The 15,598-nt window shown below is 66.1% G+C and carries 16 protein-coding genes; 2 read left to right on the top strand and 14 right to left on the bottom strand.

What is annotated here, in order from left to right:
- Window positions 1-61: 61 nt before the first annotated feature.
- Genes LL06_RS06725 through LL06_RS06705 form a run of 5 tightly spaced genes read right to left on the bottom strand, consistent with a single transcriptional unit; the run spans window position 62 to window position 4,924 of the window.
- Window positions 62-859: a purine-nucleoside phosphorylase gene (locus LL06_RS06725; RefSeq protein ID WP_035524029.1), complete on the bottom strand. Its 798-nt coding sequence runs from the start codon at window positions 857-859 to the stop codon at window positions 62-64.
- Window positions 856-1,284: a cytidine deaminase gene (locus tag LL06_RS06720; RefSeq protein WP_052161271.1), complete on the bottom strand. Its 429-nt coding sequence runs from the start codon at window positions 1,282-1,284 to the stop codon at window positions 856-858. Before LL06_RS06720 ends, LL06_RS06725 begins: the two co-directional genes overlap by 4 nt.
- A 1-nt stretch (window position 1,285) precedes the next feature.
- Window positions 1,286-2,257 (bottom strand): ABC transporter permease, encoded by a 972-nt coding sequence (locus LL06_RS06715; RefSeq protein WP_035524027.1) that lies wholly within the window; start codon window positions 2,255-2,257, stop codon window positions 1,286-1,288.
- A 4-nt stretch (window positions 2,258-2,261) separates the two neighbouring features.
- Window positions 2,262-3,395 (bottom strand): ABC transporter permease, encoded by a 1,134-nt coding sequence (locus LL06_RS06710; RefSeq protein ID WP_035524025.1) that lies wholly within the window; start codon window positions 3,393-3,395, stop codon window positions 2,262-2,264.
- On the bottom strand, window positions 3,392-4,924 hold the full coding sequence (locus LL06_RS06705) for an ABC transporter ATP-binding protein (protein WP_035524023.1): 1,533 nt from the start codon (window positions 4,922-4,924) through the stop codon (window positions 3,392-3,394). Before LL06_RS06705 ends, LL06_RS06710 begins: the two co-directional genes overlap by 4 nt.
- Before the next feature lie 216 nt (window positions 4,925-5,140).
- Here LL06_RS06705 and LL06_RS06700 point away from each other — a divergent pair, with 216 nt between their 5' ends.
- Window positions 5,141-5,575, top strand: coding sequence for a thioesterase family protein (locus tag LL06_RS06700; RefSeq protein ID WP_035524020.1), 435 nt, complete (start codon window positions 5,141-5,143; stop codon window positions 5,573-5,575).
- Window positions 5,572-5,784, top strand: a complete 213-nt coding sequence (locus LL06_RS06695) for a SlyX family protein (RefSeq protein ID WP_035524019.1) — start codon at window positions 5,572-5,574, stop codon at window positions 5,782-5,784. Before LL06_RS06700 ends, LL06_RS06695 begins: the two co-directional genes overlap by 4 nt.
- Window positions 5,785-5,833: 49 nt before the next feature.
- Here LL06_RS06695 and LL06_RS06690 read toward each other — a convergent pair whose 3' ends face one another.
- From LL06_RS06690 to LL06_RS06650, 9 genes are all read right to left on the bottom strand, one after another.
- Window positions 5,834-6,667 (bottom strand): TolB family protein, encoded by an 834-nt coding sequence (locus tag LL06_RS06690; protein WP_035524016.1) that lies wholly within the window; start codon window positions 6,665-6,667, stop codon window positions 5,834-5,836.
- On the bottom strand, window positions 6,667-8,277 hold the full coding sequence (locus tag LL06_RS06685) for a glycoside hydrolase family 43 protein (protein ID WP_035524013.1): 1,611 nt from the start codon (window positions 8,275-8,277) through the stop codon (window positions 6,667-6,669). The genes LL06_RS06690 and LL06_RS06685 overlap by 1 nt, the downstream gene beginning before the upstream one ends.
- Window positions 8,274-9,320, bottom strand: coding sequence for an L-glyceraldehyde 3-phosphate reductase (gene mgrA, locus LL06_RS06680; protein ID WP_035524011.1), 1,047 nt, complete (start codon window positions 9,318-9,320; stop codon window positions 8,274-8,276). The genes LL06_RS06685 and mgrA overlap by 4 nt, the downstream gene beginning before the upstream one ends.
- 3 nt (window positions 9,321-9,323) lie before the next feature.
- On the bottom strand, window positions 9,324-10,466 hold the full coding sequence (locus LL06_RS06675) for a Gfo/Idh/MocA family oxidoreductase (protein WP_035524008.1): 1,143 nt from the start codon (window positions 10,464-10,466) through the stop codon (window positions 9,324-9,326).
- Between the two features lie 5 nt (window positions 10,467-10,471).
- Window positions 10,472-11,224 (bottom strand): sugar phosphate isomerase/epimerase, encoded by a 753-nt coding sequence (locus tag LL06_RS06670; RefSeq protein WP_035524006.1) that lies wholly within the window; start codon window positions 11,222-11,224, stop codon window positions 10,472-10,474.
- A gap of 119 nt (window positions 11,225-11,343) precedes the next feature.
- Complete coding sequence (locus LL06_RS06665; protein ID WP_035524004.1) at window positions 11,344-12,426, bottom strand: ABC transporter ATP-binding protein; 1,083 nt, start codon at window positions 12,424-12,426, stop codon at window positions 11,344-11,346.
- A gap of 4 nt (window positions 12,427-12,430) precedes the next feature.
- Complete coding sequence (locus LL06_RS06660) at window positions 12,431-13,372, bottom strand: carbohydrate ABC transporter permease (RefSeq protein WP_035524001.1); 942 nt, start codon at window positions 13,370-13,372, stop codon at window positions 12,431-12,433.
- The gene (locus LL06_RS06655; RefSeq protein WP_035523998.1) at window positions 13,365-14,270 is read right to left on the bottom strand and encodes a sugar ABC transporter permease; all 906 of its coding nucleotides are present in this window, start codon (window positions 14,268-14,270) and stop codon (window positions 13,365-13,367) included. The genes LL06_RS06660 and LL06_RS06655 overlap by 8 nt, the downstream gene beginning before the upstream one ends.
- 68 nt (window positions 14,271-14,338) lie before the next feature.
- Window positions 14,339-15,571, bottom strand: coding sequence for an ABC transporter substrate-binding protein (locus LL06_RS06650; protein WP_035523995.1), 1,233 nt, complete (start codon window positions 15,569-15,571; stop codon window positions 14,339-14,341).
- Window positions 15,572-15,598 lie beyond the last annotated feature (27 nt).

Below are 15,598 nucleotides of genomic sequence, written 5' to 3'. Positions count from 1 at the left end.
AGCGCCACCAGCTCCGATCCCGTGGCGGCGCGTTCGCCCTCCGCCTGGGCGGTTTTCGTGCTCATGCGAAATCTCCGATGAGGCGCGTCAGAATGGCCGCGAGCCGCTTGCCTCCGATCGGCGCCATGTCCTTGGTCTCCTGATGGCTGAGTTCGCCGCCGGTCATGCCGGCGCCGAAATTGGTGATCACCGAGGCGGCCGCCACCTTCATTCCGAGAAAGCGGGCGAGAATGACCTCCGGGACGGTCGACATGCCGACCGCATCGGCGCCGAGCGTGCGCGCCATGCGGATTTCCGCCGGCGTTTCGAAACTCGGGCCTGAGAACCACATGTAGACGCCCTCATGCAACCGGGTCCCGGCGGCTTCGGCCGCGGCCGTCAGGCGGCTGGCGAGATCCGCATCATAGGCGCTGGTCATGCCGACGAAGCGGCGGTCGCTCTCCTCGCCGATGAGCGGATTGGCGCCCGAGAAATTGATGTGGTCGGCGATCCGCATCACCGAACCGGGCGGCATGTCGTCCCTGAGCGAGCCCGCGGAATTGGTCAGGATCAGATGGGTCACGCCGATGCCCTTGAGCGCCTCGAGCGGCACGCGCATGGCGTCGGCATGGCCGTGCTCGTAGTAATGCACCCGTCCCGACAGCATGATCACCGGGGTTGCCCCGATATGGCCCGCCACCACCTCGCCGGCATGGCCCGACACGCCGCTTTCGGGAAAACCGGGCAGGTCGCAATAGGGGATGCGGACGGGGTCGGCGACGGTCTCGACCAGCGCGCCCAACCCCGAGCCCAGCACGATCGCATGGCGCGGCATGCGTCCATGCAATCGTTCGATCAGCACATCGACGACGCCGCTCATCCGATCACCTCCGTGTCGAAGGCATAGGGCAGCAGTTCGTCCATCCGCAGCGTCTTTCTCACGCCGGTGGCGTCGCACAGATGGACCAGCGTGCCGGGATCGGAGAACTCCGCCAGCCGCTGCCGGCAGCCGCCGCAGGGGCTGCACAGGTCGAGTTTTTCCGCATACACCGCGACTTCGCGGATCTTGGTGCTGCCGGCCATCACCATGTGGCTGATGGCGGTGGTCTCGGCGCACCAGCCTTCGGGGAAGGAAATCACCTCGATATTGGCGCCGGCGTGAACCGAGCCGTCCTCGGCGCGGAGCGCTGCGCCGACGGGAAATTTCGAATAGGGCGCATGGCATTTCGCCATGGCGTCGCGGGCGGCTTCGAAAAGCTCGCGCGCGGGGTCATGTGCCTGATCTGGGGCAGCATCGCGGGTCATGTCATCGCTCCTTGACATAGGGCACGCCGCCGGCGCGCGGCGGGATCGCCTTGCCGATGAAGCCGGCGAGCAGGATCACCGTGAGCATGTAGGGCAGCGCCTGCATGAACTGCACCGGCACCTCGCCGATGAAGGGCAGCGGATTGCCCTGCATGCGGATCGACATGGCATCGAGGAAGCCGAACAGCAGGCAGGCGAACATGACGTTGACCGGCTTCCACTTGGCGAAGATCAGCGCCGCCAGCGCAATGAAGCCCTTGCCGGCGGTCATGCCCTTGACGAAGCCCGCGGTCATGGCCATCGACAGATAGGCGCCGGCGATGCCGGTGAGGATGCCGCAGCAGATTACCGCCCGGTAGCGGAGCCAGGTCACCGAAATGCCCGCCGTGTCCACCGCGCCCGGGTTTTCCCCCACGGCGCGCAGCCTCAGCCCGAACCGGGTCCGGTAGAGCACCCACCAGGTGAAGGGCACCAGCGCGAAGGCGAGGTAGGTGAGCAGGAAATGGCCCGACAGCAGGTTGGAATAGATCGGGCCGAGGATCGGGACATCGGCAAGTTCGGCGGCGAAAGGCAGTTCGACCGTGGTGAAGCGGGCGTCGCCGCTCAGCTGCGGCGTCCTGCCGCCCTGCCGGAACCAGGCCTGGCCGAGGATCACTGTGGCGCCGAGCGCGATGAAGTTGATCGCCACGCCGGAGACGATCTGGTTGCCGCGCTGGGTGATGGAGGCAAAGCCGTGCACCAGCGCCAGGCAGACCGAGACGAAGATCGCCGCGCCGAGCCCGATCAGCGCCGATTCCGTGACCGCGGCGGCGGCGGCGCCGGCAAAGGCGGCGGCCAGCATCTTGCCCTCGAGCCCGATGTCGAAGATCCCCGAGCGCTCCGAATAGAGGCCCGCCAGCGCCGCGAGAATCAGCGGCACCGAGACGCGCACGGTGGATTGCAGGATGACGATCAGCGTGTCGAAATACTCCATGATCCTACTCCCCCGCCGGCAGGGTCTTGCCCGCCCGCGCCGTTCCCGTGGTTGCGAAAAACGTGGTGATGGCCGGGCGGAACATGTTTTCGAGCGCACCGGCGAACAGGATCACCAGGCCCTGGATGATGGTGATCATGTCGCGCGAAATCTCCGGCATTTCAAAGGAAATCTCCGCGCCTCCCTGGTAGAGCATGCCGAACAGGATCGCCGCCGGGACGATGCCCACCGGGTGCGAGCGGCCCATCAGCGCCACGGCGATGCCGACGAAGCCGGCGCCGCCGACGAAATCGAGCTGCATCGAGTGCTGGTCGCCCATGATCGGGTTGAGCGCCATCATGCCGGCGAGCCCGCCCGAGATCATCATGGTGATGATGATGATGCGGCTTTCGCCGATGCCGGCATAGCGCGCGGCGCTAGGACTGTGGCCCATGGTGCGGATCTCGTAGCCGAGCTTGGTGCGCCAGATCAGCACCCAGACCACGACCGCCATGACCAGCGCCAGCAGGAAGGACAGGTTGAACGGCGCGCCGCCGATGTCGAGCCCGACCCAGGACAGCAGCCAGTCGAGTCGCGGCAACTGCCCGCTTTCGGCGAAGGTGCGGGTCTGCGGCGCCATCGATCCCGCGGGCTTCAGCACGTCGACCAGCACATAGACCATCAGGCTCGAGGCGATGAAATTGAACATGATGGTGGTGATCACCACATGGCTGCCGCGCTTGGCCTGCAGCCAGCCCGGGATCAGCGCCCAGGCGGCGCCGGCCAGCGCCGAGCCGAGAATGGCCACCGGAAAGATCACGTACCAGGGCATCACCTGGTCGAGCCACAGGCAGGGCAGCGCCACGCCCAGGCCCGCGACATAGGCCTGGCCCTCGCCGCCGATGTTGAACAGGCCGCAGTGGAAGGCGACGGCCACGGCGAGCCCGGTGAAGATGAAATTGGTGGCGTAGTAGAGCGTGAAGCCGATGCCCTCGCCATAGCCGAAGGCGCCCTCGATCATCAGGCTGGCGGCGCGCAGCGGGCTTTCGCCCACCGCCAGCACCACAAGGCCCGCGACCAGGAAGGCGACCGCGAGATTGATGAGCGGGATCAGCCCGTAATCCACCCAGCCGGGCAGCTTGGCGTAGGGCGCGCTCATTGGGCCGCCTCCTGGCCGTCTTCCACCCCGGCCATCAAGAGCCCGAGCTCGCCCTCGCCGGTGTCGGGCGAGCGCTCGCCGACGATGCGGCCGTCGAACATCACCAGCACCCGGTCCGACAGCGAGCGGATCTCGTCGAGCTCGACCGAGACCAGCAGCACCGCCTTGCCGGCATCGCGCATCTCGATGATGCGCTTGTGGATGAACTCGATGGCGCCGACATCGACGCCGCGCGTCGGCTGGCCGATGATCAGCACCTTGGGGTCGCGCTCCATCTCGCGCGCCAGCACGATCTTCTGCTGGTTGCCGCCGGAGAAATTCGCGGTCTTCAGCCGCGGATTGGGCGGCCGGATGTCATATTTCTCGATCTTGGCGGCGGCGTCCTGGCGGATCGCCTCGATGTTGAGAAACAGGCCGTTGAGATATTTCGGGTCGTCGTGATAGCCCAGAATGGAGTTCTCGCTTTCGTCGAATTTCAAGACCAGACCCATGTGCTGCCGGTCCTCGGGCACGTGGGCAAGGCCGCGGTGGCGCAGGTCGGAGGGATCCTTGCCGGTGACGTCGACCGGCGCGCCGTCGAGCCAGACCTTGCCGCGCACCGCGCGGCGGATGCCGGAGACGGCCTGCAGCAGCTCCGACTGGCCGTTGCCGGCGACGCCGGCGATGCCGACAATCTCGCCGGCGCGCACGTGGAAGGACACGTCCTTGACCATGTCGACGCCGCGGCTGTCGCGCACCGTGAGGTTTTCCACCGACAAGAGCACATCGCCGGGCGAGGCGGGGCCTTTCTCCACATGCAGCAGCACGCGGCGGCCGACCATGAGTTCGGCCAGTTCCTCGACCGAGGTCTCGGCCGTCGTCCGCGTCGCCACCATCTCGCCGCGCCGCATGACCGAGACCTCGTCGGTGACCGCCATGATTTCCCGCAGCTTGTGGGTGATCAAGAGGATGGTCTTGCCCTGGTCCTTGAGCTGCTCGAGAATCCGGAACAGGTGATCGGCCTCTGCGGGCGTCAGCACGCCGGTGGGCTCGTCGAGGATCAGGATCTCGGCGCCGCGATAGAGCGCCTTCAGGATCTCGACCCGCTGCTGCAGGCCGACCGGGAGTTCCTCGATGATCGCGTCGGGGTCGACCTCGAGCTCGTATTCATGCTCGAGCCGCTTCAACTCCTGGCGCGCCTTGGCGATGCCGGCATTGAGGATCTGGCTGTCCTCGGCGCCCAGCATGACGTTTTCGAGCACGGTGAAATTCTCCACCAGCATGAAGTGCTGGTGCACCATGCCGATGCCGGCGGTGATGGCGGCGTTGGGATCCTTGATCTCGATCTTGCGGCCGCCGACGAAGATATCGCCCTCGTCGGCCTGGTAGAAGCCGTAGAGGATGGACATGAGCGTCGATTTGCCGGCGCCGTTCTCGCCGATGATGCCGTGGATGGTGCCCTTGCGAACGCGCAGGTCGATGGCCTTGTTGGCGTGGACGAGGCCGAACTTCTTGTCGATCCCCTTGAGTTCAATGGCTAAGTCGTTCATGTCCCCTCGTCTTTTTCGCGGTTCGCCGTCACCGCCTGCCGCGGGCGCGATCCTTGGCTTAGTCTCGACAGTTCTTTCTGCAAAGTCCAGACTGATTTGGGAGGCCGGATATGCAGCCCTTTGTCGGTGCCGCGGCGGCGAAGCCGGTCCGGGGCCGCCGCAGGGGCGCCCGCCGGGGACTTGCCAACCGCGATGCGGCGTGGTGAAACCGCCCGGATGACACGCACGCCACCACCCCTTCGCGCCGGCTTCAGGGCGTTCCGGCCCCTGCAGACCCGCTGGGCCGACAACGACGTCTATGGCCACATGAACAATGTGGTGCATTACCAACTGTTCGACACCGCCATCAACGAATGGCTGATCGAGGGCGGCCTGCTCGATCCGCTGAACGGCGTCATCATCGGCCTGGTGGTCGAGACCTCCTGCCGCTACCACGCCGAGGCGATGTTCCCGGACAGGATCGTCGCCGGGCTTTGCGTGACGCGGCTCGGCAGTTCGTCGGTCAGCTACGCGATCGGGCTGTTCCGCAACGACGAGGACACGGCTTTTGCCGACGGAAGGTTCGTGCATGTCTATGTCGACCGCGGCACGCGGCGGCCCGTGCCGCTTCCGCAGGATTGGCGCGCCAGGCTCGAGGAGATCCGGCAATGAACGAACAGGACGAAGCGCGGCTGGTGCGGCTCGAGGAACTGCTGGCGCATCAGCAGGCCGCCATCGAGGACCTCTCGCGGCAGCTCACCGAGAGCTGGCGCGAGACGGACAAACTGCGCCGCGAGCTGGCGCGCCTCAACGACCGGTTCCAGGACATCGAGGACGCGACCGGCGGCCCGCCCGCCAACCAGCCGCCGCCGCACTGGTAGGCCCGCGCCTGGAGCGCGCGCGGGGATCACGCGTCGTCTCGCGGCCGCCCTACGCGGCCTCCCGCCCATAGCGGACGAAGGCGAAGCGGCCGCCCCCGGGCGCCCAGCACGGCACGTTGATCGTGCCCTGGCCGCCGAACAGCGCGATGAGCGTGGCTACCCTCCCATCCGCCGGATCCAGCAGCCGCAGTTCGACATCGCGGCCGCGCGGATGGCCTTGGGTTTCCGGTTCATAGCTCAGATAGAGTACCGTGCGGCCATCGGGCGAGGGATGGGGGAACCAGTTGACGCGTTCGTCCCGGGTCATCTGCTCCGGCGCGCCGCCCTTCGCCGGGATCCGCCACAGGTCCATGCTGCCGCCGCGGTCAGAATTGAACCAGATCCAGCGTCCGTCGGGCGAGAAATCCGGTCCGTCATAATGGCCGCCGCCGCTGATCAGATGCGTCTCCGCGCCATCGCCCTCGGCGGCGATCGTGTAGAGGCCGAAGCCGCCCTCGCGGCGGCCGACATAGGCGAGCGTCGCCCCGTCCGGCGACCAGCCGTGCCACCAGGAGGGAACCTCGGCGGTGATCCGGCGCGGTGTGCCGCCTTCGGCCGACAGCGTGAAGATGCAGGACTGGCCGGTGTCGGTGGAATCGCTGATCACCAGCCAACGTCCGTCCGGCGAGATCCCATGGTCGTTGTTGCATTGGACCGCAGGGCCGGTGTCGATCGGCCTGAGCTCCGGCGCCGCGAGCGGCACCCGGAACAGAAGGCCGTCGCCATTGACGATCAGCGAAGTGCCGTCCGGCGTCCAGTTCGGCGCCTCGATCAGGCGGTCGGTCGCGAGCAGCTCATTCGTCGCGCCAGTGGCGAGATCATGGATGCACAGCCGGCTCAGCATCACCCGTCCAAGGGAACATAGGAGAAGCGGTCGAAATCCGCGGTGATCGCGCTGCCCGACGTGTCGAAGGCCGCCATGCCGATGAAGGCGCCGGTGAAGGAGGCGTGCTCGCCGCGCCCGCCCTCGTCGGAAATGACGCTGGCGTCGAGCACCGGCCCGACGGTCTGCCAGTCGCCGCCCGGCAGCCGGTAGAAGAATTGCAGCCTGGCGCCGTCGACATCGGCGGCAAGCTCAACCGGGCCGTCGTCCGGCAGCGCCACCGGGGTGTCGAGCGGAAAGACGAGCTTGCCGTGCGGCCAGTCGCCGGGACAGCTCAGGATCGTCAGTGACCGTCCCGCCTGTTCATGCGAGGTCACCGCCAGATAATGGAATTTGGAGCGGTTGTAGTAATGCGTGAGCCCGGCGGTCTGCTGGAAGGTCCGCGGCGAAAACGTGACCCGGGTCTCGGCGCGGAAGGCCCACTGCTCCTGGCGTCGCGCCACCAGCGCCTGCTCGAACCAACTGCCGATCGATTCACGCGCGATGAGCCGCAGCCCAGACCCGGTGAGCGAGAAGATCCGCTCGGGGAAGGGAGTCCGCAGCCACTGGAACTCCTCGGGCAGGCTGTCGCCGGTGAAGTCGCGATGCACCGGCTCCGCCGGCAGCCTCCGGCTCCCGGAGTCGGGCGCCTCGACCTCCACCGCCGGCACCAGGCCGCCCTGGGCCAGCCGCAGCCAGCCGTCCTCGCCCCAGACGCATTTCTGCAGCCCGGTCTCGCGGCCGAGCGGCGAGCGGCGGGTTCCCGGCAGCGGCCGCGAGCACAGATGGGTGTGGTAGACCGCGCCGTCGGGCGTCTCCACGACCTGGCCGTGGCCGGCGCGCTGCAGGGGCGCATCGGGCGCGTCCTTGGAGGTCATCAGGAAAGTGTCGGGATGCAGCTCATAGGGGCCGTTCAGCTCCCGCGAACGGGCCATGGTGACGGCGTGGTCGTAGCCGGTGCCGCCTTCGGCGACGGTGAGATAGTACCAGCCGTCGCGGTAAAACAGATGCGCGCCCTCGACCAGCCCGTGCGGGCTGCCGGCAAAGATGTTGACCGGCTCGCCGATCAGGCGACCCGCTTGCGCGTCATATTCCTGCGCCAGGATGCCGGCGAAGGCCGGATGCTTGGGCTGCCCGCCGATGGAATCGGTGCGGTGGTTCCAGACCATGTTGAGGAACCATTTGCGCCCGTCCCGATCGTGAAACAGCGACGGGTCGAAGCCCGAGGAATTGACATGGACCGGATCGGACCAGGGCCCTTCTATGTCCGGCGCGGTGACGATGTAGTTGTGGGCGTCCTTGAAATTGCCGTCGAGCCGCTTGACGTCGGTGTAGACCAGCCAGAACAGCCCGTCGGCATGGGACAGGCAGGGCGCCCAGATGCCGCAGGAATCGGGATTGCCGCGCATGTCGAGCTGGCTCGCGCGCGTGAGCGGCCGGCTGACGAGCCGCCAATTGACCAGATCCGTCGAGTGATGGATCTGCACGCCCGGATACCATTCGAAGGTGGAGGTGGCGATGAAATAGTCCGGCCCCACCCGGCAGATCGACGGGTCTGGATTGAAGCCGGGCAGGATCGGATTGAGGATCATTTCCGCGGCGGTCCCTTGCGCTCGGCCGAGGCCGCCCAGAGATTGATGTCGGCGTCGCTGGCATGGCCGTCGATCTCGGTGAGTTCGGCCTCGCTGAACTCCTGGTTGCCGAGCGCACCGACGCAGTCGACGATCTGCTGCGGGCGGCTCGCGCCGATCAGCGCCGAGGTCACCCGTCCGCCGCGCAGCACCCAGGCGAGCGCCATCTGCGCCAGCGTCTGGCCGCGGCGTTCGGCGATCGCGTTCAGGGCGCGGATATTGCCGAGATTGCGCTCGTTGAGGAAATTGGCGTTGAGCGACTTGGCCTGGGCGGCGCGGCTGTCCTCGGGAATGCCCTTGAGATATTTGCCGGTGAGCATGCCCTGGGCTAAGGGCGAGAACACGATCGACCCGAGGCCCAGCTCGTCGAGCGTGTCGAGCAGCCCGTCCTCCTCGACCCAGCGGTTGATCATCGAATAGCTCGGCTGGTGGATCAGGCAGGGCGTGCCCAGCTGCTTGAGGATGGCCGTGGCCTCTCTCGTGCGCCTGGAATTGTAGCTCGAGATCCCGGCATAGAGCGCCCGGCCAGAGCGGACGATGTGGTCGAGCGCCATCATCGTCTCCTCGAGCGGCGTTTCGGGATCGAAACGATGCGAGTAGAAGATGTCGACATAGTCGAGGCCCATGCGCTTGAGGCTCTGGTCGCAGCTCGCCACCAGATATTTGCGGCTGCCCCATTCGCCGTAGGGCCCGGGCCACATGCCGTAGCCGGCCTTGGACGAGATGATCATCTCGTCGCGCAGGCCGTGGAAATCGGTGCGCAGGATCTCGCCGAAGGCGGTTTCCGCCGAGCCGGGGGGCGGGCCGTAATTGTTGGCCAGGTCGAAATGGGTGATGCCGAGATCGAAGGCGGTGCGGCACAGGTCGCGCTTGAGTTCGTGCGGCGTGTCGCCGCCGAAATTGTGCCACAGGCCGAGCGAGATCGCCGGCAGCTTGAGGCCGGAGCGACCGACACGGCGGTACTCCATCGACTCGTATCGGTCGGGTGCGGGTGTCCACATGATGAGCTAGTCTTTCGGTCTGAGAAGGGCCGCGGCGTCTTCGATGTCGAGCGCGGCCGGTTGCTCGCCCTGGGTGGCGAGCGTGATGAAGGCGCCTTTCTCTCCAGAATGAAGGATCGCGGTCATGACGTCCACCACATGCAGCGCAAATTCCAGCGAACAGCGGTGCGGCCGGCCCTCGAGAATGCCGAGCGCCATGTCGGCCAGCCCCGCGGTGCGGTAATTGGCCATCATGCCCTGCTTGTGCTCCTGGTTGGGGATGCCGAGCGGATGTTCCCACTCCGGCAGCTCCATCGCCACGCCGCCGGGTCCCACCAGTTCGACCTTGCCGCCGAAGAAGTTCGGATCCGGAACGATCAGGCTCGCCTCGGTGCCGTAGAGCTCCATCGGCCGGTGGCCGTGGGTCTTGACGTCCCAGCTCGCGCCGAGCGTGACGATCGCGCCATTGGCGAATTCGAGGATGGCGTGCACCGTGGTCGGCGTTTCCACGGTGATCATCTCGCCGTGTCGCGGCTCCGAGGTGATCCTGCGCTCGGGCGTGGGGATCGAGGTCATGGCGGCGACGCGGGTGACGGGACCGATCAGTTGCACCAAATTGGAGATGTAATAGGGGCCGAGGTCGAGGATCGGGCCGCCGCCGGGCTTGAAGAAGAAGTCCGGATTGGGGTGCCAGTGCTCCATGCCGGGGCTCAGCACATGGCAGGTGCCGCCGGTGATGCGGCCGGCAGCCCCCGAATCGATGATCCGCCGGGCGAGCTGATGCGCGCCGCCCAGAAACGTGTCGGGGGCGGAGCCGACGCGCAGGCCCTTCTTCGCGGCCCGTTGGGCCAGATCGCGGCCTTCCTCGACCGAGAGCACGAAGGGCTTTTCCGAATAGACATGCTTGCCGGCGTCGAGCGCCTGGGCCGAGACCTGGTAATGCACCGCCGGCACCGTCAGGTTGACGATGATGTCGATGTCGGCGGCCGAAAGCAGCGCGTCGACGCTTTCGGCGCGGACGCCGAATTCCTCGGCCCGGGCCTTCGCCGCCTCGGGATTGATGTCCGCGCAGGCGCGGATCTCGATGCCCCGGAACAGGGCCGCGAATTTGAGATAGGCGGCGGAAATGTTGCCGCAGCCGATGATGCCAACGCCAAGGATCTTTGTCATTCCGGTCACTCCGTCGCGCCGCGCGCCCAGTCGAGGGAGCGCGAGGCGAAGCGCTTCGCGTCCGAGGGATTGTCATGCTCCATGATCATCAGCTTCGCCGGAGTCTGGCCGGCGATGTCCTTGAACAATCGGGTCCAGTCGAGCGTGCCGTGGCCGACATCGGCCCAGCCGTCCTCGTCGGCGCATTCGCCCGCGGGCGCGATGTCCTTGACATGCACCGCGGTGATCCGCTTGCCATGGCGCGCGATCCAGTCGAAGGGATCGCCGCCGCCGCGGACGATCCAGGCGATGTCGGCCTCCCATTCGAGTTCCGGCGCCGCGTCGAGCAGGATCTGCATCGGCAGGCCGCCATCGGCGAGCGCGACGAATTCGAAATCGTGATTGTGCCAGCCGAAGCCGAAGCCTGCGGCGCGGACCTTCTCGCCCACCGCGGCGAGCCGCAGGCCGAAGGCGCGCCAGCCGTCCGCATCCGTGGGCCGCTTGTCCACCGTCACATGCGGGCAGTAGATCTGCCTGATACCGAGCGTCGTGGCGGTGTTGAACACCGTCTCGATGTCGCCCTCGAGCGCGTCGATGGAAAAGTGTCCCGACGGCATGGACAGCCCGTTCTGGTCCATCACAGCACGGAAGCCCGCCGGGTCCTCATAGACGCCGCCGAAGCCCTCGACATTCTTGTATCCGGCGCCGGCGAGCATTGCGAGCACATCCGGCCAGGGTTGGAACTTGCGGGCGCTGTAGAGCTGGAAGGAGAAATTCATCGGATTGGACTTTCTGGTTCAGGTGGTTCTGGTTCTGTCTGGCCCCCCGGCCGGACACGGCCTCGGGGCGTTTTATGGGACGCGCCGTCTCCGGCGCGGCGGCGAGAGGAGACCGCGGCTCAGAGCCGGAGCTCCGTCGCCGCGTCGAAAATCGAGGCGCGGGCCGGATCGAAGCCGATGCGGACGCGGTCGCCCTCGCGCATTTCGCTCTGGCCGTCGACGCGAAAGCGGAATTCCTTGCCGTCGAGGATCGCCCAGACCAGCGTGTCGGCGCCCATCGGCTCGACCACCTCGATCTCGACCTCCGTGCTGAAAGGTTCGCTCGCGCTCGCCGGCCCGCAGGTGACATGCTCGGGCCTGATCCCAAAGATGACCCGGGATGGCCGCTCGTCGCTGACGAAGGGATAGCGGTCGAGCGGCACCTTGGTGGCGCCGAAGCTCAGTTCCGCCGCGCCGTGCGGCGCGAACTCGCCTTCGAGGAAATTCATCCCCGGCGAGCCCATGAAGCCGGCGACATAGAGATTGACCGGGCGGTTGTAGATCTCGTAGGGGCTCGCAAGCTGCTGGATGATGCCGTTGCGCATGATGGCGATGCGGTCGGCGAGCGTCAGCGCCTCGATCTGGTCGTGGGTCACGTAGATCATGGTGTTCTTGAGCCGGTGATGCAGCCGCTTGATCTCGACCCTGAGTTCGGCGCGCAGCTTGGCGTCGAGATTGGACAGGGGCTCGTCGAACAGGAACACATCGACATCGCGCACCAGAGCCCGGCCGATGGCCACGCGCTGGCGCTGGCCGCCCGAAAGCTGCGCCGGCTTGCGCTCGAGCAAGGGCTCGATCTGCAGCACTTCGGCGGCGCGGGCGATGCGCCGGGCGATCTCGTCCTTCGGCACCTTGGCGGTCTTGAGGCCGAACGACAGGTTGCCCTTCACCGTCATCTGCGGATAGAGCGCGTAGGACTGGAACACCATGCCGATGCCGCGGTCCTTGGGTTCCTCCCAGGTGACATTCCTTCCCTTGATGAAGATCTGGCCGCCGGAAATGTCGAGCAGTCCGGCGATGCAGTTGAGCAGCGTCGACTTTCCGCAGCCCGAGGGCCCGAGCAGCACCAGGAACTCGCCATCCTCGATATCGATGCTGAGCGACTTGAGAACCTCGAGCGCGCCGAATTTCAGGCTGAGGTCGCGGATCGAAACACTTGTCATGTTGTTATCCCTTCACCGCACCGGCCGCGATGCCGCGCACAAACAGTTTTCCGGAGACGAAATAGACCGCCAGCGGCACCAGCCCGGTCAGGATCGTCGCCGCCATGTTGACGTTGTATTCCTTCACGCCCTGGACCGAATTGACGATGTTGTTGAGCTGGACGGTCATCGGGTAGGTGTCGGGCTTGGTGTAGATCACGCCGAAGAGGAAGTCGTTCCAGATGCCGGTGATCTGGAGGATAATGGCGACCACGAAAATCGGCAGCGCCATCGGCAGCATGATGACGAAGTAGATCCGCCAGAAGCCGGCTCCGTCGACGCGCGCCGCCTTGAACAGCTCCTCGGGGACCGAGCTGAAATAGTTGCGGAACAGCAGCGTCAGGATCGGCATGCCGAAGATCGAGTGGACGATGACGAGGCCCCACAGCGAGCCGTAAAGACCGATCTCGCGCAGCAGGATGACGATCGGATAGATCATCACCTGGTAGGGGATGAAGGCGCCGACGATCAGGATCGTGAAGAAGGTGTCGGCGCCCTTGAAGCGCCAGTTGGCGAGCGCATAGCCGTTGACCGAGGCGACGGCGATCGAGAAGATCACCGACGGCACGGTGATCTGCACCGAATTCCAGAAGCCCCGGCTCAGCCCGTCGCAGTTCAGTCCGGTGCACGCCGTGGCCCAGGCCTTGACCCAGGGTTCGAAGGTGATCTCGACCGGCGGCGAGAAGATGTTGCCGAGACGGATTTCCGGCATGCCCTTGAGCGAGGTGACGATCATCACGTAGAGCGGCACCAGATAATAGGCGGCGACGAGGATGAGCGTGCCGTAGAGAAAGATGTTGCGGCGCGACAGCGCCCGGCGCGGCCTTGCGCCCTGGGGGCCCGACATCCGGTCGGCGACGGGATCGATGCCGGCCGCGACCGTGTTCAGCGTCTGGATGTCAGCCACGCTTGTGCCCTCCGAATTCGAGATAGGCCCAGGGCACGACGATGATGGCGACCGACAGCAGCATCATGGTCGACGCGGCAAATCCCTGCCCGAGATTCTGGGCCAGGAACATGTAGTCATAGACATATTTCGCCGGCACCTCGGAGGCGCCGCCCGGCCCGCCGCTGGTCTGCGCCACGACCAGGTCGTAGAGCCGGACGATGCCCGAGGCGATGATGACCAGCGTGGTGATGAAGACCGGGCGCATCATCGGGATGACGATGAACAGGTAGGTCTTCCACATCGGAATGCCGTCGACGCGCGCCGCCTTCCAGATGTCCTCGTCGATGCCGCGCAGGCCCGCGAGCATCAGGCACATGATCAGCCCGGTGCCCTGCCAGAGGCCGGCGATCAGGATGCCGTAGATGACGATGTCCTGGTCGTAGAGCGGATTGAAGGTGAAGCTCTCCCATCCCATGGCGCGCACGATGTTCTGCACGCCGAAATCGGGATTGAGGATCCACTGCCAGGTCAGCCCGGTGACGACGAAGGAGAGGGCGAAGGGATAGAGGAAGATGGTGCGGAAGACGCCTTCGAAGCGGATCTTCTGGTCGAGCAGCGCTGCGAGCACGAAGCCGATCACCAGCGAGAAGATCAGCGAGAGAACGCCGTAGACGAGGAGGTTCTCGATCGAGGTCAGCCACCTGGGCGCCGACCACAGGCGTTCATACTGGTCGAGGCCCACGAATTTCAGCCGCGGCAGCAGCTTGGAATTGGTGAACGAATAGACGATCGTCCACACCGTGCCGCCCAGGAAGACGAGCAGCGCGGTCAGGATCATCGGAATCGATGCAACCTTCGCGTTCAGGTTCCTGAATAGCTGGCTGGGCCGGCGCTGGGCATTGCCGCTGGTGCTCATGATGGACTCCGGATGGGAGCGGACGGGCCCGGCCGGATAGGCCGGCCCGTCCGCGCCTTACGTTACGATCAGTCGGCGGATGCGATGATCGCAGCGTAGCGCTTCTGCGCTTCTTCCGGCGTCAGCGAGGGAGTCTTGAAGAACTCCACGAACAGATCGTTGAGCTGGTTGTTCGTGTCCTCGGTGTTGAGCTGGTTGGTGTCGGGGATGATGTCGCCCTTGGCGAGGATCTCCAGACCCTTCTTCATGCAGTCGTTGGCGGCGGAGACGTCGACGTCGCCGCGCACCGGCACGGATCCCTTCTTCAGGTTGAAGGCGACCTGGGTGGCCGGGTTGAGCATGGTCGAGGCGAGGACTTCCTGGGCCGCGGTCTTTTCCGGATCGTCGAGCTTGGGGAAGTAGAAGGAATCGCCGCCCGTCGAGATCAGCTCGTTGACGCCGAGGCCGGGCAGGCAGGTGTAATCCTCGCCGGCGACCTGGCCGGCCACCTGGAACTCGCCCTGCGCCCAGTCGCCCATGATCTGGCCGCCGGCCTGGCCGGTGATGACGAGATTGGTCGCCTGGTTCCAGTCCTGCACATTGGATTTCGCCGACATCCGGCGCGCGTCGTCGGCGGCCTTGAACACCTTGGCGATTTCCGGACCGGCGGCGGCTTCCGCGTCATGGTCCTGGTAGACCTTGAGGAAGACGTCCTTGCCGGCGATGGCCGGGATCAGCACGTTGAACGCGCCGGTCGTCTGCCAGGCCTGGCCGCCGATGGCGAGCGGGATCTTGCCGGCCTTTTCGAGGGCAGGCCCGGCGGCCACGAACTCGTCCCAGTTGGTGGGCACCGGCACGCCGGCGTCCTCGAAGGCCTTGTTGGAGAGCCACAGCCACTGCCAGGAGTGGATGTTGACCGGCACGCAGTAGACCTTGCCGTCGACCGTGCAGCCTTCGAGCAGGCTGACCGGACGAATCACGTCCTTCCATTTTTCCTTCTCGGCGAGTTCCGTGAAGTCGCGCAGGAGGCCGGCTTCAACCAACTCCTCGGCCTGGCGGCCGGTGTTGAACTGGGTGGCGGCCATCGGCGAGCCGCCGGTGATGCGGCTGATCATGACCGGGCGGGCGGTCGAGCCGCCGCCGGCGATGGCGCCGTCGATCCATTTATTGCCGGTGGCCTCGAAGGCCTTGGCGAACTCGGCGACAGCCGCGGCTTCGCCGCCGGACGTCCACCAGTGAGTGACTTCGAGCTCCGCCGCATTGGCGGACGTCGAAAGTGCCAGCAGCGATGCGCCAGCCAGAAGATGCTTGAATGCGTTCATCGATTTCCCTCCCAGGAAAGTTCCTCC

It is taken from the genome of Hoeflea sp. BAL378 (assembly GCF_000759435.1).
Taxonomy (GTDB): domain Bacteria; phylum Pseudomonadota; class Alphaproteobacteria; order Rhizobiales; family Rhizobiaceae; genus Hoeflea.
The sequence above is the reverse complement of the archived record's forward strand: the minus strand, read 5'-3'. Positions and strand labels throughout refer to the sequence as shown.

Bases quoted from the DNA above. Each gene is read 5' to 3' on its own strand.
- LL06_RS06725 (WP_035524029.1), bottom strand. From the start codon at position 859: ATGAGCGGCGTCGTCGATGTGCTGATCGAACGATTGCATGGACGCATG.
- LL06_RS06720 (WP_052161271.1), bottom strand. From the start codon at position 1,284: ATGACCCGCGATGCTGCCCCAGATCAGGCACATGACCCCGCGCGCGAG.
- LL06_RS06715 (WP_035524027.1), bottom strand. From the start codon at position 2,257: ATGGAGTATTTCGACACGCTGATCGTCATCCTGCAATCCACCGTGCGC.
- LL06_RS06710 (WP_035524025.1), bottom strand. From the start codon at position 3,395: ATGAGCGCGCCCTACGCCAAGCTGCCCGGCTGGGTGGATTACGGGCTG.
- LL06_RS06705 (WP_035524023.1), bottom strand. From the start codon at position 4,924: ATGAACGACTTAGCCATTGAACTCAAGGGGATCGACAAGAAGTTCGGC.
- LL06_RS06700 (WP_035524020.1), top strand. From the start codon at position 5,141: ATGACACGCACGCCACCACCCCTTCGCGCCGGCTTCAGGGCGTTCCGG.
- LL06_RS06695 (WP_035524019.1), top strand. From the start codon at position 5,572: ATGAACGAACAGGACGAAGCGCGGCTGGTGCGGCTCGAGGAACTGCTG.
- LL06_RS06690 (WP_035524016.1), bottom strand. From the start codon at position 6,667: ATGCTGAGCCGGCTGTGCATCCATGATCTCGCCACTGGCGCGACGAAT.
- LL06_RS06685 (WP_035524013.1), bottom strand. From the start codon at position 8,277: ATGATCCTCAATCCGATCCTGCCCGGCTTCAATCCAGACCCGTCGATC.
- LL06_RS06675 (WP_035524008.1), bottom strand. From the start codon at position 10,466: ATGACAAAGATCCTTGGCGTTGGCATCATCGGCTGCGGCAACATTTCC.
- LL06_RS06670 (WP_035524006.1), bottom strand. From the start codon at position 11,224: ATGAATTTCTCCTTCCAGCTCTACAGCGCCCGCAAGTTCCAACCCTGG.
- LL06_RS06665 (WP_035524004.1), bottom strand. From the start codon at position 12,426: ATGACAAGTGTTTCGATCCGCGACCTCAGCCTGAAATTCGGCGCGCTC.
- LL06_RS06655 (WP_035523998.1), bottom strand. From the start codon at position 14,270: ATGAGCACCAGCGGCAATGCCCAGCGCCGGCCCAGCCAGCTATTCAGG.
- LL06_RS06650 (WP_035523995.1), bottom strand. From the start codon at position 15,571: ATGAACGCATTCAAGCATCTTCTGGCTGGCGCATCGCTGCTGGCACTT.